General features: G+C 51.5%; 15 protein-coding genes. 8 read left to right on the forward strand and 7 right to left on the reverse strand.

Annotated features, from left to right (window positions below):
- Positions 1-96: 96 nt before the first annotated feature.
- Together ACYVK4_RS21065 and ACYVK4_RS21070 are read right to left on the reverse strand one after the other, a co-directional pair.
- On the reverse strand, positions 97-1,221 hold the full coding sequence (locus ACYVK4_RS21065) for a S41 family peptidase (RefSeq protein ID WP_461129495.1): 1,125 nt from the start codon (positions 1,219-1,221) through the stop codon (positions 97-99).
- Between the two features lie 183 nt (positions 1,222-1,404).
- Positions 1,405-3,345 (reverse strand): asparagine synthetase B family protein, encoded by a 1,941-nt coding sequence (locus ACYVK4_RS21070; protein WP_461129496.1) that lies wholly within the window; start codon positions 3,343-3,345, stop codon positions 1,405-1,407.
- Between the two features lie 320 nt (positions 3,346-3,665).
- Between ACYVK4_RS21070 and ACYVK4_RS21075 the strand changes: the two genes are divergently transcribed.
- A complete protein-coding gene (locus tag ACYVK4_RS21075; RefSeq protein WP_461129497.1) occupies positions 3,666-4,367 on the forward strand; it encodes a hypothetical protein in 702 nt (233 codons plus the stop codon).
- Between the two features lie 119 nt (positions 4,368-4,486).
- On the opposite strand, the gene porU2 is transcribed toward ACYVK4_RS21075, so the two are convergent.
- Positions 4,487-7,747, reverse strand: coding sequence for a putative type IX secretion system sortase PorU2 (gene porU2 / locus ACYVK4_RS21080; protein ID WP_461129498.1), 3,261 nt, complete (start codon positions 7,745-7,747; stop codon positions 4,487-4,489).
- A 226-nt stretch (positions 7,748-7,973) separates the two neighbouring features.
- On the opposite strand from porU2, the gene ACYVK4_RS21085 reads away from it, so the two are divergent.
- Both ACYVK4_RS21085 and ACYVK4_RS21090 read left to right on the forward strand, forming a co-directional pair.
- Complete coding sequence (locus ACYVK4_RS21085; RefSeq protein ID WP_461129628.1) at positions 7,974-8,834, forward strand: bifunctional transcriptional activator/DNA repair enzyme AdaA; 861 nt, start codon at positions 7,974-7,976, stop codon at positions 8,832-8,834.
- A 323-nt stretch (positions 8,835-9,157) separates the two neighbouring features.
- Positions 9,158-9,913 carry a hypothetical protein gene (locus ACYVK4_RS21090; RefSeq protein WP_461129499.1) on the forward strand — a complete coding sequence of 252 codons (756 nt, stop codon included), beginning with the start codon at positions 9,158-9,160 and terminating at the stop codon, positions 9,911-9,913.
- Here ACYVK4_RS21090 and ACYVK4_RS21095 read toward each other — a convergent pair.
- The gene (locus ACYVK4_RS21095; RefSeq protein ID WP_461129500.1) at positions 9,910-11,397 is read right to left on the reverse strand and encodes an aminotransferase-like domain-containing protein; all 1,488 of its coding nucleotides are present in this window, start codon (positions 11,395-11,397) and stop codon (positions 9,910-9,912) included. The two genes, ACYVK4_RS21090 and ACYVK4_RS21095, sit on opposite strands and share 4 nt — an antisense overlap.
- Positions 11,398-11,483: 86 nt before the next feature.
- Between ACYVK4_RS21095 and ACYVK4_RS21100 the strand changes: the two genes are divergently transcribed.
- The 4 genes from ACYVK4_RS21100 to ACYVK4_RS21115 all read left to right on the forward strand — a co-directional run bounded on the left by ACYVK4_RS21100 (position 11,484) and on the right by ACYVK4_RS21115 (position 14,304).
- Entirely contained in the window at positions 11,484-12,107 is a 624-nt protein-coding gene (locus ACYVK4_RS21100; RefSeq protein WP_461129501.1) for a pyridoxamine 5'-phosphate oxidase family protein, read from the forward strand.
- Positions 12,104-12,604, forward strand: a complete 501-nt coding sequence (locus ACYVK4_RS21105; RefSeq protein ID WP_461129502.1) for a GNAT family N-acetyltransferase — start codon at positions 12,104-12,106, stop codon at positions 12,602-12,604. The genes ACYVK4_RS21100 and ACYVK4_RS21105 overlap by 4 nt, the downstream gene beginning before the upstream one ends.
- Before the next feature lie 29 nt (positions 12,605-12,633).
- Complete coding sequence (locus tag ACYVK4_RS21110) at positions 12,634-13,296, forward strand: FMN-binding negative transcriptional regulator (RefSeq protein WP_461129503.1); 663 nt, start codon at positions 12,634-12,636, stop codon at positions 13,294-13,296.
- 102 nt (positions 13,297-13,398) lie between these two features.
- Entirely contained in the window at positions 13,399-14,304 is a 906-nt protein-coding gene (locus ACYVK4_RS21115; RefSeq protein ID WP_461129504.1) for a cation diffusion facilitator family transporter, read from the forward strand.
- 177 nt (positions 14,305-14,481) lie between these two features.
- Here ACYVK4_RS21115 and ACYVK4_RS21120 read toward each other — a convergent pair whose 3' ends face one another.
- Complete coding sequence (locus ACYVK4_RS21120; protein ID WP_461129505.1) at positions 14,482-15,699, reverse strand: glycosyltransferase family 1 protein; 1,218 nt, start codon at positions 15,697-15,699, stop codon at positions 14,482-14,484.
- 340 nt (positions 15,700-16,039) lie between these two features.
- Here ACYVK4_RS21120 and trxA point away from each other — a divergent pair, with 340 nt between their 5' ends.
- Positions 16,040-16,384: a thioredoxin gene (gene trxA / locus ACYVK4_RS21125; RefSeq protein ID WP_461129506.1), complete on the forward strand. Its 345-nt coding sequence runs from the start codon at positions 16,040-16,042 to the stop codon at positions 16,382-16,384.
- Positions 16,385-16,538: 154 nt separating this feature from the next.
- Here the strand turns inward: trxA and ACYVK4_RS21130 are convergent, their stop codons facing one another.
- Complete coding sequence (locus ACYVK4_RS21130; RefSeq protein WP_461129507.1) at positions 16,539-18,266, reverse strand: pyruvate dehydrogenase complex dihydrolipoamide acetyltransferase; 1,728 nt, start codon at positions 18,264-18,266, stop codon at positions 16,539-16,541.
- Between the two features lie 229 nt (positions 18,267-18,495).
- Positions 18,496-19,707, reverse strand: coding sequence for a class I SAM-dependent rRNA methyltransferase (locus tag ACYVK4_RS21135; protein WP_461129508.1), 1,212 nt, complete (start codon positions 19,705-19,707; stop codon positions 18,496-18,498).
- Positions 19,708-19,847 lie beyond the last annotated feature (140 nt).

Here is a 19,847-nt window from a genome sequence, read left to right on the forward strand (position 1 = left end):
GGCACATGCTACCCTGGAGTCAGCAACTTATCGACTCTCTGGTTATGTTACGGGAGACGTGTTAGGCTGTTTATCTCTCAATCGTGTTTCGCTTTCTTACCTTCCCGACGCTTTTTTAGTCTCGTAGTACCGCTGCACAAAGCTTATCCAATCTTTTTCGTCTTCCGGAATCCGAACATCGGGCGCAAAGCCAATGTTGTCAATCCGATAGTGCCTCACCCACCCGTTTCGTCCCCAGGGAACAGCTAAATTAAAAGTACCATCACATAAATTGAAATTCTGGTCGCTACCGTAGTCCATCACCCCATGCGTGTTTGTACCAAACAAGGTCACTTTCTTACTTTGTTTTCCTTCAAAGACGAAAAATTCCGTGGAGCTGCCACAGCCTTTATCGATCAGAAAAGCCACTCGTTTCGGATTACCGGCCGGAGCAACCTCCACCGTTCGTGTTAGGTCTTCGCCTTCCCGTATCAGACTGCCCGGCCGGGCTTTCATATCTTCGAGAAGCCGTTTTGCCCGTTGGTAGAAGTACGCATTCGATACGGTGTCCTTCTGATAGCCCTGTATTTCCTTCGATGTATCCTTAATCTTTTCCGCGCTTGATCGGTAGTCCCAGGCAGGATACACAATTGGGTTGGTATAAATAACTTTGATCATTTCGTCAGACGTACTGCCAGTGCCGCCACCATTACCGCGAAGGTCGAAAATTAGGTTAGGTGTTTTAGCCAGCAGGGAGGCATTTGCCCGTAATAAACTATCTAATTTATCGACCTCCCGCTGGTTAAAAATGGCAAGTTTAACGTAGATGTATTCACTATTGAGGGGCCTCAACTCCACCAGATCGGTCCTGTCTTTTATCAGATCCGAATACAATACGGGTGAGGACATTGTTTTTTGCCAGATCACAAAAACGTGGCTGTCTTTAAAGAAGGCGGTGTAGGCTTTCAGAACATCATGACAGGTAGCCTGGGTGCTGGCTTTCCGGGCTTTGGTCCGTAGCTCCTGAAGGAACCGCTCGTATTGAGGCCTGGTTTGTGCCGTTACCTTATCCGTAAAACCAGCATATATACGGCTGACTTTATCAATCGTTTCCTCCAGCACCCCTGGACAGGAACAGGAAGTCGAGCGTGATGGGTCTGGTTTTTCGGCCGATTGAGCAGCACACAAACGGGTTAATAAACAGCATAACAACGCAATGAACAATCGGCCAGGCAGCATCATATTCTTTGAAACGGGTTAACTGTTGGCTAAAAACAACCAGCAAATCGCATCTACTCTTTCATATGTAATTTTTTGCCGACATAAACACCAGCGACCTAATGGGATACCTTTAAACAGGAAGAGATATTGATCCCGGCTCAAGCAGATATGATTGGCCAGAAACAGGAATGCCCTCCTATTGTTTCAACCCCCTTTCGGCAGTGAACCCAGCCACAGGGCGAGGTAAATAATCCGGCTTAACAGCCAGTTGTATCGTGTTTTTCGCTGAACAGGTATTTTCGGATTGAAGACAATCTTCACGATTTTTTCAAAGACCTGCCGATCGATAACGCCCCAAATTGGATGAACGGGCGTCGAGAACTGTTCGTATGAGGCCGAATACAATTGCCGGGCCGATAGGTTGCCGTACTCAACAAAATTGGCCTTTGAATATCGCCCGGTAATGGCAGCAGGCAATACCGTTTTTAGCCCGTTCCGAATCAGTCCCCGTCCCCGCCCCTGATCGAAACAAACCTCCAGGGGTGTCGACAAGCCCAGTTCGACTACCCGTTTATCGAAGAAAGGAAACGAGTACGGATGGCCATAATACGCGCCGATATGATTCATCTGTTCGTTGCAAATGACATTCGTTGTATTAAGAATCTGTTTTACTGGCACAGGCCGACCTTCGCTCAAGGCCGTTGCCAGTGGCTCTGTCGATAGTACGGGGCGTCGTTCAACACGTTGCCTGAATTCAGGAAGAAAGGCATGATCGATCCTGGAGCGGTGGAGTAGCTTTTCCTTTACCCGCCTGGCCAGATAAGTAAGAATACCAGTCGTCGAGAGCCCAAAGTCCCGTTTCTGCCGCTGCAAATGAATAACGAAATCGCCAACGGCTTGCTCTCTAAGCCTTTTTTTCAGGTTTGTGCCCAGAATACTGAGGGCATAGGCCTCAAACTGGGCATCGTTTCGCAATCGGGGTGGATTGGCGGTGTAATCGGGAGGAAACCGGTGGTCAGTATACTGATGACAGGCAAGCTGCAGCGCATCCCAGTCCTTGGCGTCGAGGAGTTCGTCCAGGAAATCAAAGCCAGTGGCTATAACACTATCGCCATCATGGCCGGTCAGCAAAATGTCACAATCCAACTGCCGAGCCTCCTGCGATACACCCAAATGAAAACTGGACGGAATAATAAAATGGTCGGGGCGGTCGAACAGCCGGTTGATCGTCAAGACGGACTCCAACACATTTACCTCGGGGCTTACCGTATGGTGCTGCGAATGCCATCGGTCAACAAAGGCCTGTACGTAGACAGACTCATCAGTAGAGTCCAGACCTGTGTTGATGGTGAACGTATGCAGGGCAGGGCGCTGTTGCTGCGCTAACAACGACTGCGCCACGGCACTTACCGACGACGAATCCAGTCCACCACTCAAATGAGAACCCACCCGTTTTTTTCCCCTGATCCGGGCGTTGATGGCTGCGGTAAAGGAGTCCTGAAAGGCTGCCGCATAATCGGCGGGCTGACTTAGTTTGCCATGCGACTGATAATCAGTTTTCCAGTAGGGCATTACCTGAATACCCTCCGGGCTTATCTCCACACAATGCCCCGGCAAAACGCTGTATATGGATTCGTAAAATGTCTCGGCACTATAGGGAACATAGCTGGTAGCCCAGGTCAAGTATTCCCTGAACTTGTGCTCATTAGGCTTAACAGCTACATCAGACAGGGCTAGTAACGCCTTAATTTCGGAAGCAAAGGCGACGAAACGTCCGGGCTGATGTACATAATAAAGGGGTTTCACACCTAAAGGGTCCCGTCCACAAACGAGCGTTTGGCGTTGTGCATCCCATATAGCAACGGCAAAGTCGGCATTCAATTCATTGAAGCCGATGGGCCCGGTCTGGGTGAAATTTGTCAGGAATGACGGTCGGGTGGCAGAAAACAGATCGGCATCCAGGGCGGCATAGAGGGCGGACGGCGGCTCTATTTCCAGCTCACCACCAAACGACAGCAGCCAGCCAGCATCCAATTGCTGGCTGGTAGTTTTGCCCCGATGCGTCAATAAATCAATAAGGTGTTCTTTATCAGCCTCGGGTACGGGCTGTCCATCAAATCGAAGTATTCCCGCAATTCCACCCATACTGTCAAACCTGATTCGATAAGGTCGTTTATTTGTTCAGGGTCAAAACTAGCTGATTTAATGGCAAAGACCGAGGTCTTACCAGATCAGGTGTATTTGCCTACCCGTTTATGTATCCGGTTCATTTGCCTGATTACACACAAATCAATGTCTCAAAAGCCTGATTAACGATGCATTAGTCGGGCTTTACCTATTATGACTGGCGAAGGTTTTCCAATCAGCCCGCTGACCACGTATCTTCGTGCGTCGTAATGAGTGGTCTACCCTGCAGTCAAAAGCCGATTGCATCCCGGTTACGAATTCTCCCTTGCTGATTGAACATGTTAAAACGTAGTCGAATACACAACGCATTTATACGTTTACTTCTGCTCTGCGTGGTGGGTGGCTGCCAGTCCAACAGCGAACCGACTCCCGATGACTTAGCTTACTTTCCACTGCAAGTTGGGGATTACTGGATTTATCAGGTCACGCAGGAAAATTACTCGCTCACCACAGGGGCCACTACCCGTATTTTTCAGCGTCAGGAGAAAGTAGGCAGTGCCTTGACGCAGAATGGCCAGATCGTTTACCAGCTGGAAGTATCCACTCGCCCATCGGAGCAGGCCAACTGGCAACTGAATGCGATTCGAGCCGTTTCCAAAAGCCTTTCAGAAGTGGTTAGCCAGGAGAACAACGTGCCTGCCCTTCAACTGGTTTTTCCAATTTCTGCGACGACTTCCTGGAATCTCAACACCTACAATGCCCGGCCCGACACTCTCCTTCAGTACCGGAACAAAGGCCGTTCGGTTACGATCAGCAAACGGCCCTACGACCAGACTATTTCGGTCGTTGGCCCCTCCGATTCAACCCTGATCGGGTCAACTAAATTCATACGGATTTATGCCCCCGATGTGGGGATGATCTACCGCGAAAATGCCGCGCTGGCTTATTGCCAGTCAACCCCCGATTGCATTGGTAAAGGAATCATTGTTTCCGGCACGCGGCAGACATGGAGTTTACTCAGCAGCAACCGACTGCCTTGAGGAGTTGGTGGGTGGCTAAGCGGTGGAATGGTCAAGTGGTTAATTAGTTGAGTCATCAAAGCCAAATGGTGTATCTATAAAGAACCACCCAGTTAAGCCACGAATCCACCCCACCCCATTCAATGTGCCCAGACAACTTTCCCCGTCTGTAATTCCGTTCGCCCATCTTTATAGGTCAGCTGAACCGAATACGGATAAACACCGGGCGAGCTTCCCTGCCACAGAAACGAGTTTTTTCCGGTCGTCACGGGCATGTTTTCGGTATAGACCAGGATTCCCGACGGATTGTAAATCAGCAGCCTGACTTCGGTTGGCAGCTCCTTTCGATTCAGGGTAAGCTCAAATTTTACGTAGGTTGTGGCCGGATTTGGATAGGCAAGTAGCTGGACGGGTTCATCCGTTGCCACCACGCCGAAGTCGAGCGTATAGGGCGGCTGCGTGCGATTGCCGGCGGCATCTTTTCCGAAAACGATGAGCTGATAACGCCCGCCTTCATTCAGGACGAGGCTGGTCGTTACCTGAAGTTGATTAGCCGATACAGCAGACACCGCCAACCGGCTTGCCGGTACCTTTTGGGGTACACAGCTCTCGCAGGATTTCAGATATACATCAACGGCGCTGGTGTCTTTGGGAGAGAGCGGGTTTTCATCCAGAATATAAATATTCAGACCAGGGTTTGGTCCAACCATCGTCTGATTCTCCCGCCGTTTGCCATCTACCAATACAGTGATACCGGGACTGATCCGGTCGGGTAATGCATTCAATGGATAGCTGGTACGGGACTGTGCCTCTACCCAGTCAATGTCGATGGTTGCCGTATTATTTGCTTTGCTTAACTCGGCTATCTGGTTGTCCGGGTCGATGGTGACAGCTATTTTTTGTAGCCGCTCATCCTTCGGCAGGGTATACACGAGCGTATCCCGGTAGCGGAAACCAGTAAACCGAAAGGAGCTAGCAGACGATGCTCCATTGATCGTCTTTGTCAGCGATAGGGTAACCGCCTGCCCGGCTACGTACCGGCCGAGGTTCGCCAGCGGCACCACGACTTTGAGCGAATCGCTGTTTTTCAGGGTCGCCCCGGCAACGGTAGCCTGAATGAACATGCCCTTTGGCTCAACCAAAAAGTCGGGGTTAGGTAATGGATACAAGCGCACGGCGGGGTCACCCTGCAACAACATCTGCAGCATCACCGAAATGTCGTACGGGTCTACACCTTCTTTTTCGAGAGCCATGTTCACTTTTTGCTGCACAATACCAAAGGGCATGTCAAGCGTACTGGCATCGGCATATAAACTCGAATAAAGCTTTGTTAAGTAGCGAGTGGTGGGCTGCTGGAAACTCCAGTAGGTATGCGCCAGCACAATGCCAGCCCCTTTCCGGGGAGCCAGCAGCCAATCGGTCGACAGGGTTTTAAAGCTTGAAAAAATCTCACCCACGCCACAGCCATTAAAGATCATGAGCGGATATTGCTGGTTGCGGAAGCCATTTTCGGGGGGCGAAGCAAAACCGAAATTCATGTCGGTAACGGACGGCCCGGCATGCCCAAAAAATGTGATCAGACTAACCCCGTCATTGACCAGGGGGGTTATGTTTATGGGCTCTACTTCGTCCAGCGTGCTTTTACTGAACGAACTTATCTGTCCACCCAACAGTCCACCGGTGTAAATGGTCCCGATGTCGGTAAGCGCTTCTCGCAGCCCGGCGGCTTCGGGTGCTGTTTTCCCGCCACTGATGTGAACAATGTGCTTCCTCCAAAGCCCGTTCGAGGTAGGGGCGTCAAGCTGTTTGACCTTTTCCAGATAGGCCAGTACCTGCTCATTCGTCGTCGCATTGATACGCCCGGTTGGAATAGCGGGCGTGTTGATCGAAAAATTCCCCAAGCCCGACGTCAACAAAATATCGGAACCCGGATAGCCTACCGTCGGCACCAGATCATCGGTGGTCGTTTTGATGGCATACGGATAACTATTGGCCCGGCCGATGAGCAGCAGGTTTTTTACCGACGTATTGGTCAGCAAAAAATCAGCAAATCGCCGGAGAGCCAGCGGACTTTTTTCGCCAAAATTAAATTCATCGTACAGCGAATCGGCCTCGACAATGAGTGGCCTGTAATTTCCTCCCGCAGCCGACGCCCGGTAAGCAGCATACGCCCCCACTGACTGCCGAAGAGATGCGTGCGTAATAATTACGTAATCAACTGGTTTGGCAACGGCAAACGTCAGTTTAACCGACTGTATACTCAGCGGTTTTTTAATTGTATTTGTCAGTAAAATATCCCGATCCTGGGTGGCGTCATTCACCACGACCCGCGTTTGTGCGCCCACAGTTTGTGTCGTCAGATACCGGCCGTTCGCTTTGTCGGTAATATCGTAGGCAACAGATGCCGCTGGCACGTTGGCAATGCTCATCAGGGCGGCCTGACCGGCGTTGGCCGACAGATGAAAAACCTTGCTCGGTTGCCCGAACATATCCAGCACCTGCGGGTAAGTGACCTTTACGTAGGTAATGGAAAAGTTGTTGGTATACGCATTTTTGACCGAGCTAAACCGTACCGTAAGCTGGTCGTTCTTAATGGAAGCCGGGTTGACAACTGCCTGAAATTGCTGACTGGCGTAGCCCATACAGAACAGACCGGCAATTGGCGACGTAGTAGTGGCATCAACCTGAACCTGAATTTGATGGAAGGAATTGTCCCGGCCATTCACCATGCCCTGTAGCGTTACTGGCCCGTTTACGGCGGCCCGCCCCGGCAGTTTCATCTGAACAACACCTACTGAATCGGTCGTGAGCAAACGACCTGACCAGCCCTCGCCCGGCTCAAAATAGCTTTGCTGCAACAGCGGCTCCACCCCTTTCAGATTATTGAACGTATACTCGCTGGTGAATGCCTGTACCGTTTCTTCAACATGAAACGCAGCGGGCGTTAGTCCCTGCGCGGAGGTGTTCAGTTCGACCATCCGCTTACCGGCTAGCGTAGGGCTGCTGGTCAGGAAAAAAGCTGATTTGTCAGAGAAGAGTGTTTGGAAGGGATGCAACCGCTGCTTTGGCCGATAGAGCAGCGAGTCCTGTGCCCCGTCGTTCCCTTCGCCATAGAATTCAATATAATCCTGCGCGTCAAACACACCATCCTGCTGTCCAACCACCCGAATAGCGACCTCCTGCCCCCTGAAGAATAGCTGCCAGCGGGCCGGGTTGGTCAGGAGAAACGACGCATCAGCTGCTTTGATATCCGCATACCCCAGCCGGTAAATACCTGCCTGATTCACGGACACCTTCAGGTAACTCTGGCCGGGCTTTATCCATTCATTGCCGAATCGGCTCTGTGCCAACCCCGCCACCGCATGGATCACAAACCAGATAAACAGTAAACATTTCCTCATATAAAGATGCCCGCGAAGGGAAAGCACTGACTCAACGAACGGTGCAATCGTTCACCAAAGATACCGAAACGTGTGAATTAACAGAGACTTACAGTAATGGTGTTTGACCACAGGCAATCAGGCGTTGGCATTCCCGAATATGTCAGCAAGAATCGGGTTTATCCCGACCAGACTTATGGCGACTTTTGTACAGGTCAACTTACCGAAACGCCGGACCGCTACGATGATGAATACAGACAATCCGCACACCTATCAGCAAATCGCCCTCGCCATCGAACACCTGACCACCCATTACCGGGAACAGCCGTCACTGGCCGAACTGGCCGCGAAAGTCAATCTGAGTGAGTTTCATTTTCAGCGGCTCTTTACCGAGTGGGCGGGTGTCAGTCCAAAGAAATTCGGGCAGTATCTGACGCTCGAACACGCCAAAACCAGATTGCGCCGGGGAGCCCCTCTGGCCGATGCCGCCTACGAAGCAGGGCTATCCGGCACGGGCCGACTCCACGATCTGTTTGTTTCCATTGAGGGCGTAACGCCCGGTCAGTTTAAGCTGGCGGGCTCCGGGCTGGTTCTCACTTACGGCGTTTACGATAGCCCGTTCGGGTCGTATGTGTTGGGGGTTATTAACGAAAAAATCGCTTTGCTGCATTTCCTGAGTGAGGGCGATACCGTCGAAACAATTCTGGTAGCCGCCTGGCCCGAAGCTACCCTCAGTCATGACCCTGCTACGCTGCAAGTTATCGCCAACCAGATTTTCCAACCCATTAACCATCCAACTACCGACACCCTTTCACTAAGACCTCCCCTCCCCGTTCTAATGCGCGGCTCCGCTTTTCAGCTTAAGGTGTGGGAGGCTCTGCTGAAAATTCCCGAAGGCCACTTAGCGAGTTACGACCAGATTGCCAATGCCATAGGGCAGCCCTCCGCATCGCGGGCTGTCGGGACGGCCATAGGGTCGAACCCCGTTGGGTATCTGATTCCCTGCCATCGGGTCATCAAAAAGACGGGACTTTTTGGTGGTTACCGCTGGGGTGTTGAGCGCAAACAAGCCATGCTCGGCTGGGAAGCTGCGCGGGTGGAAAAGTAAGGCTTAAGCGTGTTTTTGACACAGATCCTTTCCGAAATGGGATTTGCCTTGTTGGGACTGATTCACTAACTTTTTTTACGTGAATAATGGGTTGGCTCGATCAAAATTTAGCTTTTACGTATGGCTATTGGATCGAATTTTCAACCACATAGGCACAGAGGGCGATGGGGAAGAAAGTTACCCCATCGCCCTCTGTGCCTATGTGGTTGAAAAAAGTCCGAAACCTATTCAATAAGCTCAATTCAACACACATACAGCCATTATTCACGTTTTTTTAGGTAAACTTGGCACAAGAATACCTGAGTCATCCCACCAGCACATTCATGAAAAACATCTCCCGCTGGGCCAGCCAGCACGCCCGAACAGCCATTGCTCTGCTAATTCTTTGCGAAACCGCTAACGCAGCCAATGGTCTGCTGCTGGGTATGAATCTACTGGAAAACTGGTCTGCAGGCTATATAGTACTTTTAATGCTGTTCTTTTTAGGCGGGGCTTTGTTCATACAAACACAATCAGCCCGCCTGGCCAATAAATCGTATTGGGTCATCAGACGGTGGCTTTTCGGAGCGTTCATGACCAACTGCATCCTGTTCACCTTGCTGGGCGGTACTTGGGCGGCTAACGTAGAAAAGTCAACGTTCACCCAAACGGCCCTGGGCAGCCGCCAGCTAGTCGTTCGGTCCGATACAATTGCACCATCACCGAATCTAAAATCAACAAACCCTGCTTATTATGAGACCCCCGTTTCGGCAAAGGAACAACCGGTTAAGGATCAGAGCGGCAAGCGGCTTGGGTTTGTACTGCTATTTTTACTCGGTATTGTACTGACTGTTTATGCGGCCGGGCTGGCGTGTAGTCTGGCCTGCGCCGGTAACGGCACACTTGCGTTTCTAGTCGGGCTTATGGGAAGTGGTATCTTTTACGGCAGTTTCGTTCTGCTAAGTCGTGCTTTTGATAAAATCATCAAGCCGTGGAAGCTTATGACCCGCCCCGAACGCAAACGGGTTTATTTACGCTCACTATTGCTGTTACTCGGTTTCTGGGTACTATCGGCCCTACTGGGCGGACTGGTTCGTTAAGTTGACTGGATTACCTTTTTCAATGCTGTTACACTTTTTTCCAGATCCTCTTCCGTACTCGACGCAAAACCCAGCCGCGTTCCATTGAGCTGTCGGCCGGGAGGGTTATGAAACAGGCCATTCGAGAGGGTTAGTCCTTCCTGAGCCGCCCGTTTGGCCAGCCTGTCCATATCTATTGCGGGGTCAAACCGAGCCCAGACAGCCAGACCGCCATCCGGTTTATTAAATTGAATAACATCGGGTAGTTCAGTCGTCAGCAGGTGGCAGAAGTGATCTCGTCGGGCATGGTAGGTTCGAAGGGTTTTCCGAAAGTGTCGTTTCATATCCCCCGTTTTAAACAGCTGCCCAATAGCAAATTCGAGCATGGGATCACCTTGCCGGTCGATGATGCGCCGAAGCCGGGCCAGTTCATCAATCAGGGCCGTTGGCCCGACCACATAGCCCACCCGAAAAGCAGGCGCCACCGACTTGGTTAGTGAGCCAACATACACGACCATACCCTGTCGGTCGGCGCTGGCCAGTGGCAGAATAGGGCGGCTCAGGTAGTGAAAATCATAATCGTAGTCGTCTTCGAGAATAGCAAAACCAAACTGCTCCGCCAGTTGCAGCAACCGGATGCGCCGACCGGGTTGAAGCGTTACCGTAGTTGGGTAATGATGGTGGGGCGTCACGAATACCATTCGAATGGGCTGGCGGGCACACACCTGGGCTAACGCATCAATATCCATCCCGTGCTCATCGACCGGTACGGTAATCACGGTGGCACCAGCTTTACGAAAGTTCATCGTAGCCCCCGCCCAGGTTGTTTCGCCCACCACCACCACATGACCCGGACGGAGCACCACCTGACTCGCCAGATGCAGACCCATGATGCTCCCACGGGTAATCAGCACATTGGCGTAGGTGGTTTGCAGCCCACGCGTTTCATTCAGATAAATTGACAATTGTTCGCGTAGCAGCGAATGGCCTTTGGTGTCGCCATACCCAAAATGCTGCTGCGGGTTTCCCCACCGGAAATAGGACCGGTATGCCCGACTCAGTTCCTCCATGGGGGCCAGCCGAATATCCGGAAAACCATCGTCCAGCCGCAAACCCATCTGATCAGTCAGCACCGGACGCGCCAGAAAGTCCACGGTTTCGAAGGTATAGCCCGGCTGCTCCGTTCGTGTCTTTCCCGTTGTACCAACATCCGTACCTTCAACCAACAACCCCTGCGGCCTGACTTCCGAAAAGTGAGCGGCTACATAGGTGCCACTCCCCGACCGGCTTTCGAGCCACCCCTGCGCCAGCCCTTCGTCATAGGCCGCCACAACCGTTTGTCGGTTGAGCCCAAGCAACTCCGCCAGATGGCGCGTACCGGGCAATCGCTGCCCAGACGCCAGCGTACCAGACCGTATGAGTTGATTAAGCTGATTACTTACCTGAACGAACACGGGGACAGGTAGCGCCTTGTCGAGCTGAATAAGGGATTTATAAGGAATCATAACCGGACTACCCAGTTTGTAAAAACCGGACGATTTACATAGACCACTAAAACAAGACATTTGCGGAACAAAAAGCAAGTAATTCCATGCAAACTGCCCGCACTACGCCCAGTCGTTTAGCCAAACGAGCTCATTATGACGAAGCTACCATCCATCCTATTCTGGATGAAGCGCTTTTCTGTACCGTCAGCTATGCCGTCGACGGCCAGCCGATGGCGATTCCAACTGCTTTCGCCCGAAAAGGGGATAAATTGTATATTCACGGTTCGGTAGGCAGCCATTTTATCCGGGCCATTGAGCAGGGAATACCCGTCTGTATTTCCGTTATGCTGACGGATGGGCTGGTGCTGGCGAAATCGGCCTTTCACCACTCCGTCAATTACCGCTCGGTAGTGATCTTTGCCAATGCCGAAAAAGTGACCGATGAAACCGAACGAATGGACGCGCTGGCCCTCATAACAGACCACCTCATCCCCGGCCGATGGAACGACCTTCGCCCAACCACCGACAGCGAGATGCGGAAAACAACCGTGCTGGCCTTTTCACTGGTCGAAGCATCGGCTAAAGTTCGGACCGGTGGACCGGGTGATGATCCCGAAGACGAGCATTTACCCACCTGGGCCGGTGTGGTTCCGATGAAAACAGTGCGCCTGACACCCATACCCAAAGAGGGCGATGAACCTATTCCTTTACCCGACTACCTTGCATGAGACTCGTTGACCTAACGGCTGAGAAAAATTACGATTATCAGACATTTATACTGACGGGGTTAACAGCTTTCCGAAACTACTTTCGCATCAGCCCGAACGATCAGTTGAATGAGCCTTTCCCAACGCAGGGCTTACCTGACAGTTTCACGCTGGGCCTACTTACGGACTCCGACGAGTTGGCGGGGGTGGTGAGTTTTCAGCGCGAAGGGCAAACCCGCGAAAAAATCAGGCATAAAGGATTGCTTTTCCGCATGTATGTGGCACCCGCCCACGCAGGAAAGGGTCTTGGCCGAATGCTGCTGGAAGAAACCATTCGACGTGCGCGTTTGCTTCCCCACATGAAGCAGATCAATCTAACATGCGCATCGACAAACGAGGTGGCTAAGCGACAATATGAGAAAGTTGGATTTCGAACATTCGCCCTGGAAAAAAATTCACTTTACGATGAGGGCACCTACCACGATGAAGTACAAATGGTTCTTTTTTTAGCCGAATAGGACCACTCCATTTCAATAACTCGACTACTATGTACGTCCCCAAAACCTTTCAGGTAACTGACCAGCCCACACTTTTGCAATTTATCCGGGATAACTCCTTTGCATTGCTCGTCACAACGGGCCATGATGGCGTTCCGGTAGCCACCCATCTGCCAATTGAACTGTTGCCCACACCTGACGGTCAGTTTCATCTGGTTGGGCATATGGCAAAAGCCAACCCGCAAGCAAAGCTATTGGGTGACAACAAGCCTGCACTCGCTGTTTTCTCGGGGGCTCACAGCTATATATCCTCCTCGTGGTACGATCATGTGAATGTACCCACCTGGAATTACCTGTCCGTTCAGGTTACGGGTCGTACGAGCTTACTATCTGACGATGAGACACTGGACTTTTTACGGCAGCAAGTCGATACATATGAGGCACGCTCCAAATGCCCGGTATCTGTCGACAGCATGACAGAAGCTTATGTCCGGAAGGAAATGCGGGGCGTTGTTGCCTTCCGTATGACGCTCGATACCCTACAGGGAGCCGCTAAATTGAGCCAGAACCGCGACGATAAAAATTACAGTAATATCATAACAGAACTTCATCAGACCGGTGATGCAAACGCAGCACATGTTGCCCGGGAAATGGCTTCCCGCCGGTCGATGTTTATTCAGGATTCGGCCATTAACAGGTCAGTCGATGAATAAACCTTCTGCTTTATAATGCTTATTTAGCCAATTCACCCCAGTTCTAAACGGACGTATGCCCACAGCGGAAAACATAGCTGATTCTAAAAAGGTTGAACCAGCATGGCATCGTCTAAAACAGCAATTTATACCGCCCTGGGGGCTAATCTGATTATCGCACTGACAAAATTCATAGCGGCTGGCGTAACCGGAAGTTCGGCTATGGTTTCGGAAGGCATTCACTCCCTGGTCGACACGCTGAACGAAGTGTTGTTGCTGTTGGGGCTAAAACGGAGCCAGAAACCAGCGGATGCCAAACGCCCTTTCGGTTATGGACGAGAACTGTATTTCTGGTCGTATGTCGTATCGCTGTTGATCTTCGCCGTTGGCGGGGGCGTTTCCTTTTACGAGGGTGTCAGCCACATCCGCCACCCCGAACCGATTGAGAGCCCGCACTGGAATTACATTGTCCTGGGCATTGCTTTTCTCTTAGACGGCTACTCGCTGATTACCGCCTTCAAGGCGTTTAATGCCCAGCGCGGTGATCAGCCATTTTGGTCGGCGGTGAAAGCCAGCAAAGACCCCGCTACGTTTGTCGTGCTGTTTGAAGATGGCTCCGACGTGCTGGGGTTGATCATTGCCTTCCTCGGGGTATTCCTTGGCCATCAGTTGAATAACCCGTATCTGGATGGAGCGGCATCGATACTGATCGGCATTCTGCTGACGGCGGTAGCCCTGTTACTGGCTCACGAAAGCCGTAGTCTGCTCATGGGCGAAGGGGCCGACCCGGCGATTGTTCAACAGACGGTAGCACTCACCGAAGCCGACTCTGTCGTGGAAAAAGCGGTGCAAACATTAACTTTCCAGATGGGGGCCAATGATGTTGTTCTCATTCAGCGGGTGGTATTTACGCCCGGGATCACTCAGGAGGAGCTTACTCAGGGAATAAGCCGTATCAGAGAAGCGATTCAGACTGCCGAACCAAGTATCCGGCAACTATTTATTGAGCCTGTAAACGCTACGGCTTAAGTCCATTCGCTCCGCATGCATGACTTTTCAGGGGCAGCGCTGCAAGGCAGCAACTCCCAAAGGGATCATAACCAGCATATGTCATACCATATTGAGCCAACAGAGAGGGGTGTACAAACGCCCTATCATGAATAGGCAACGTTTGTACACCCCTCTCTGTTGGTTTCTCCCTAAATTCTACTTCAGTGCAGCATAGTTAAGTTGCCCAACGAGAAGCTTGTGCATCTGCTGCCAGGTATTGTCCCACGACTGTTCCTGAAGAAATGCGTCCAAAGCTGTTCTGTCTGACGTAGCGGCATACCGAATCATCTGGTCAAGCGCATTTTCAATGACGGAGGCTGAATCGGCCACCAGTACCTGATCCCAACCGCCATAGGTACGTTTTACATCGCGAATAGGCGTTGACACTACCGGCAGACCGGCCGCCAGATATTCCGGCGTTTTGGTTGGACTGATATACCGGGTTGCTTCATTAATGGCGAAGGGCATCAGGGCCGCATCCCAGTTGCTGAAGTAAGCAGGTAATTCCTGATAATCTTTCATGCCCAGATAATGCAGATTTGGGCCCTGGGGCAACGAGGCAGGATCTATTTTCACTACCGGCCCAAGAAGGACAAACTGCCAGTTTGGCAAACGCCCGGCTAATTCTCCGAGTAAGTCGAGGTCTATACGCTCGTCGATAACACCACTATATCCAATTCGGGGGCCAACCAGATGTTGCTGATCGGCCGGGTCGGGCATCTTGTGACGGGCCCGGACAAAATGTTGATAGTCGATACAGCTTGGGAAAGCAAACACATGTTCGTGTCGGGAAAGCTTGGCCTCATACAGGCTATAGCCGCCGGTAAAGACCATATCAGCACGGGAAAGCAATCGTTTTTCCTGATCCAGCAACTGCGGTGAAGCACCCTTGAACGCCGACAGCTCATCCATACAATCATAGATAGTCAGTTGAGGCTTCAGGTGGTCGGTAAACTGCATCGCCATTGGCGTATAATACCAACTGATAAAGTTTCGGATATTCTCCTGATCGAGCAGTTGACTCACCAACTGGCGCTGAAGCCGGATAGCAGTCTCATGGTCTGTTCCATGCGGCAAATGAGGTACTACCACCCGGATGTTCTCGGATACCGATCGAATGTCAAGGTGGAGTGTGTCGTGCCATTTTGGCTCTTCAACATACCATACCCGCCCCTGTTTGCCAGCTCGGCTTAACAGGTGCTGGGGACGCTGGTAGACGAAATCCCATCGCAAATGAGAAAAACAGACAATGTCCAGGCCGCCGTTCGACAACTGGCCGGACAGCAAAGGTATATGGTGTTCTAATTGGGTCGATGTATTAACGAATTGCTTCGGGGTTATGCTGGACGCATCACTTTTCTTATCGGTAACCATAGGGAGTTAGTAGACGTTGAGAGTTGGCAAAGCCATAAGCTTTGTGACGCACTATTGAGTCGCATCTTGACAAACAAATGATACGACATGTGTCTTTTTTGATCGCTGTTTAGTGAGGATACGGCCCGGCCCTCTACGTCGTGACCATTGCCTAAATAAATGTCAAAGCACGACGGTAAAGGCGTTGCCCCGCTCATGCCACGTTCTGGAATCGCTCTTGTTCACGAAAGCAACCGCCGACCTGTCCCATCTGGCAGGCTGACGTATAAACCCGGAACTAATCGCCCGGAAAACGGTTTATGTGCATGAAACAAGTTCAACAAATAAACTCATTTCAGTCATGGCAGCAGGAACACATGCCGTAGAAGCAACCGACGCGAACTTCAACGATCTTATAAATTCTGACAAACCCGTTTTAGTAGATTTCTGGGCCGAGTGGTGCGGTCCTTGTAAAATGATCGGACCCGTTGTTGAGCAACTGGCCGGTGAATACGAAGGCAAAGCCATTGTAGCGAAAATGGACGTTGACCAAAACGCCCAGGTACCTGCCAAATTTGGTATCCGCAGCATCCCAACCCTGATGATATTTAAAAACGGACAGTTGGTCGATAAAGTAATTGGTGCCGTTCCCAAAAACGTACTGGAGCAAAAGCTGCAGGGCGCTATGGAACCCGCAACGATCTAATTTTTTTGCTTAAAAAGAAAGCCCATCCTGATAATCAGGATGGGCTTTCTTTTTAAGCAAAAAGGAGAAAAGGGAGGAGGGTAGGAAAGGGAGAAGGCAACAGCAATGCGCTACCTATCTCCCTTTCCTACCCTCCTCCCTTTTCTCCTCAAACTTATACCAACATCCGCATCGGATCTTCGAGCAGTTGTTTGAACGTTTGCAGGAACGAAGCGCCGGTAGCGCCGTCTACCACGCGGTGGTCGCAGGAAAGGGTTACTTTCATGACGTTCGTTGGTTTAGCAATGTCGCCTTCAAATTTCACGGTCTGCTTAATACCACCTACAGCCAAAATACATGAATCGGGCGGGTTAATGATGGCCGTGAACTCTTCGATACCGAACATACCGAGGTTCGAGATTGAGAACGTGCTCCCCTCCCAGTCTTTCGGCTGGAGCTTCTTGTCCTTGGCTTTACCTGCCAGATCTTTCACTTCGCCCGAAATGGTCGACAGCGTCTTCTGATCGGCATTCCGCACCACGGGTACCAGCAAGCCCTCATCGACCGCCACCGCGACACCGATGTTTACATACTTGTATTTGCGGATCTTGTCGCCCAGCCAGGATGAGTTGACATTCGGGTGTTGTTTCAGCGCCAGAGCAGCTGCCTTGATCACGAAATCGTTGAAGGAAACTTTAACCGGGCTGATGCCATTAACCGTACCGCGCAGTTCCATCGCCTTGTCCATGGTGATCTCCATGGTCAGGTAGAAATGCGGAGCGGTAAACAGACTCTCGCTTAGTCGACGGGCAATGGTTTTGCGCATCTGGCTAACCGGAACATCTTCATAGTCTCCCCCAACGGAGGTTGCGGCGGGTGTTGGTGCCGGAGCGGGCGCCGGCGTTGCCGCTGCGGCTGGTTGCGCTACAGGGGCTGCTGGCTGAGCGGCCGGGGCTGCTTTGCCCGGAACAAACGATTCAACATCGCTTTTCACGATGCGCCCTTCCGGACCGCTACCCTGCACCTGTGCCAGATTAATACCTTTCTCTTCGGCAATCCGTTTGGCCAGCGGAGAAGCTTTTACCCGACCGTTCGAGCTAACCGCATCGCCTTCGCCACCGGCATACGACAGATCCGTATCCGCATTGGCGGGCAAACTGGCTTGCGGATTCTGCTCTGCCGTTGCACTTCCACCCTGCCCGGTAGCTGCCGGAGCAGGAGCCGCGCTGCCACCATCCAGCAGCACTTTAAAGTTGGCACCTTTTTCACCCACGACGGCAATGACTTCGTCGACCGCAACGGATGAACCTTCTTTTACTCCTATATACAGTAATGTTCCTTCTTCATAGGCTTCGAGGTCCATGGTCGCTTTGTCGGTTTCGACTTCGGCCAGCACATCACCCGATTTCACGGTATCGCCTTCTTTTTTATGCCACGCCACAATGGTACCCTCCGTCATGGTATCGCTCATTTTCGGCATCCGAATAATCGACGCATTGACGTTTTCTGCGGGAGCTGCTGAAACCGCTTTTGCATCGGGCAGCGTCGTTGCGGCTTCGCTACTTACGCTATTGGCTGGTGCAGGGGCTGGCTCTGGCTTAGGAGCTGGTGCGGCCTCCTGGCTTCCTCCACTCGATCCGTTGAGCACGGCTTTATAATCTTCACCATCCGCACCGATAACGGCCAAAACGCCATCTACCGGAACAGAAGCGCCCTTTTCGACACCAATATAGAGCAATGTACCCTCGTCGTATGCTTCGAGGTCCATGGTCGCTTTATCGGTTTCAACTTCGGCCAGTACGTCGCCGGACTTTACTTTATCGCCCACTTTTTTGTGCCACTCCGCAATGACGCCTTCGGTCATTGTGTCGCTCATTTTGGGCATTCGGATTAATTCAGCCATAATTAGCTATGTATGTAATCGGGTTATACGAAAGGACTTGCCGAACCGCCGGGTCGGGTCGCCGAAGCGGTTGAGTCCCAAAATTAGCGGAAAGCAATTAATGTTAGCCTAAATCAGCAATTAAAGTGCGTTCTTAGTCTATTGTTTTAGCGTAACACTCTTTTCAAGCATTTCGTTAAGCGTCAAAAAGAGGCCCTCTGACTCATTCCTCTCCTTCCCATTCTTTTTTTTATTCAACCCACAACACTAACCCTTTCAGATATCCGCCTTCGGGGTGGAACAGGCTAACCGGGTGATCGGCGGGCTGACTCAGATGATGCAATACGCGCACCTGGCGACCGGCCTCAATGGCAGCTGCTACAATCGTATTATAAAATAACTCACGGTCTACCACCTGCGAGCAGGAGAAGGTAAATAATAGCCCCCCTTTGGCAACCCGGCGTAATCCCTCGGCATTCAGACGCTTGTAGCCCTGAACAGCCCGGTGCCGCGCCGATTGGCTTTTGGCGTAAGCAGGCGGGTCCAGCACGACAATATCATAGACCTGATCATGATTTTTCAGGTAATGCATCACATCGTCGGCAAACGCCTGGTGTCGCTCCTCATTCTCCCCGAAATTAGCGGTAATATTTTGATTGGTCAGGTCGATAGCTTTTTGAGAAACATCGACTGAATGAACGGATTTAGCCTCTGCTTTGAGCCCGTACACCGAAAACCCACCCGAATAGCAGAACGCATTCAGCACCTGTTTACCCTTTGCGTACCTGGCTAACAGTGCCCGGTTATCGCGTTGATCCAGGAAGAAACCTGTTTTCTGTCCCGTTATCCAGTCGACCAGAAAGGTATTGCCATTCTCCTGTACCGGATGCGGAACCGGCGTTCGTCCATACAGATAGCTGTTCGTCACGGTAGCACCGTATTCGTCGGGGAGGGTATCAGCGCTTTTGTCGTATACGGCCTTTAGTTCATGCCCAAAAACAGCTTTCAATGCTTCGGTGATGGTATCCCGCTCCCGGTGCATTCCAATGGAGTGTGCCTGCAGCACAATGACGCCGTTGTACATGTCCAGAATCAGGCCCGTACAGCCGTCGCCCTCCCCATGAACAAGCCGGTAGCAGTTGGTTGGTCCAGCATCCCGGTCGCTGGTAACGATGGCCTGCCGTACCGTTCGGATGTGAGCCAGCTTTTTCGTCCAGTAGGGCAAATCAGGTGTAACGGGTCCGCCAGCCGTAGCTGCGAACGAAAACACACGTACCGCAATACTTCCGTCGTGGTAATGCCCGGTGGCGAGGTAGTTTTTTTTGCTGTCAAATACTTCGACCACGTCTCCGTCGGCCAGATTCCCCTCGTAGCGACTAATAGCACGGGAGAATACCCAGGGGTGAAATCGCCGGAGAGGTTCGTCGCGTCCGGCTTGCAGATATAATTTAGAGAACGTCATTCGTAGTCAAGAAAGACCACAAAGATACACCACTGTTCTTTCTCATTGTCTAACCCCTCTGTTAAACAGGGCAAGAGTTGGGCTGCATAAAATATTTTTGGCCGTTTTGCGTAGAAGCACTCCATATTTACGTTTTTAAC

The organism is Spirosoma aerophilum, assembly GCF_054782495.1.

Bases quoted from the DNA above. Each gene is read 5' to 3' on its own strand.
- ACYVK4_RS21100 (WP_461129501.1), top strand. From the start codon at position 11,484: ATGCAAACTGCCCGCACTACGCCCAGTCGTTTAGCCAAACGAGCTCAT.
- ACYVK4_RS21135 (WP_461129508.1), bottom strand. From the start codon at position 19,707: ATGACGTTCTCTAAATTATATCTGCAAGCCGGACGCGACGAACCTCTC.
- trxA (WP_461129506.1), top strand. From the start codon at position 16,040: ATGGCAGCAGGAACACATGCCGTAGAAGCAACCGACGCGAACTTCAAC.
- ACYVK4_RS21085 (WP_461129628.1), top strand. From the start codon at position 7,974: ATGAATACAGACAATCCGCACACCTATCAGCAAATCGCCCTCGCCATC.
- ACYVK4_RS21130 (WP_461129507.1), bottom strand. From the start codon at position 18,266: ATGGCTGAATTAATCCGAATGCCCAAAATGAGCGACACAATGACCGAA.
- ACYVK4_RS21115 (WP_461129504.1), top strand. From the start codon at position 13,399: ATGGCATCGTCTAAAACAGCAATTTATACCGCCCTGGGGGCTAATCTG.
- ACYVK4_RS21110 (WP_461129503.1), top strand. From the start codon at position 12,634: ATGTACGTCCCCAAAACCTTTCAGGTAACTGACCAGCCCACACTTTTG.
- ACYVK4_RS21090 (WP_461129499.1), top strand. From the start codon at position 9,158: ATGAAAAACATCTCCCGCTGGGCCAGCCAGCACGCCCGAACAGCCATT.
- ACYVK4_RS21065 (WP_461129495.1), bottom strand. From the start codon at position 1,221: ATGATGCTGCCTGGCCGATTGTTCATTGCGTTGTTATGCTGTTTATTA.
- ACYVK4_RS21095 (WP_461129500.1), bottom strand. From the start codon at position 11,397: ATGATTCCTTATAAATCCCTTATTCAGCTCGACAAGGCGCTACCTGTC.
- ACYVK4_RS21105 (WP_461129502.1), top strand. From the start codon at position 12,104: ATGAGACTCGTTGACCTAACGGCTGAGAAAAATTACGATTATCAGACA.
- ACYVK4_RS21120 (WP_461129505.1), bottom strand. From the start codon at position 15,699: ATGGTTACCGATAAGAAAAGTGATGCGTCCAGCATAACCCCGAAGCAA.
- ACYVK4_RS21070 (WP_461129496.1), bottom strand. From the start codon at position 3,345: ATGGGTGGAATTGCGGGAATACTTCGATTTGATGGACAGCCCGTACCC.
- ACYVK4_RS21075 (WP_461129497.1), top strand. From the start codon at position 3,666: ATGTTAAAACGTAGTCGAATACACAACGCATTTATACGTTTACTTCTG.
- porU2 (WP_461129498.1), bottom strand. From the start codon at position 7,747: ATGAGGAAATGTTTACTGTTTATCTGGTTTGTGATCCATGCGGTGGCG.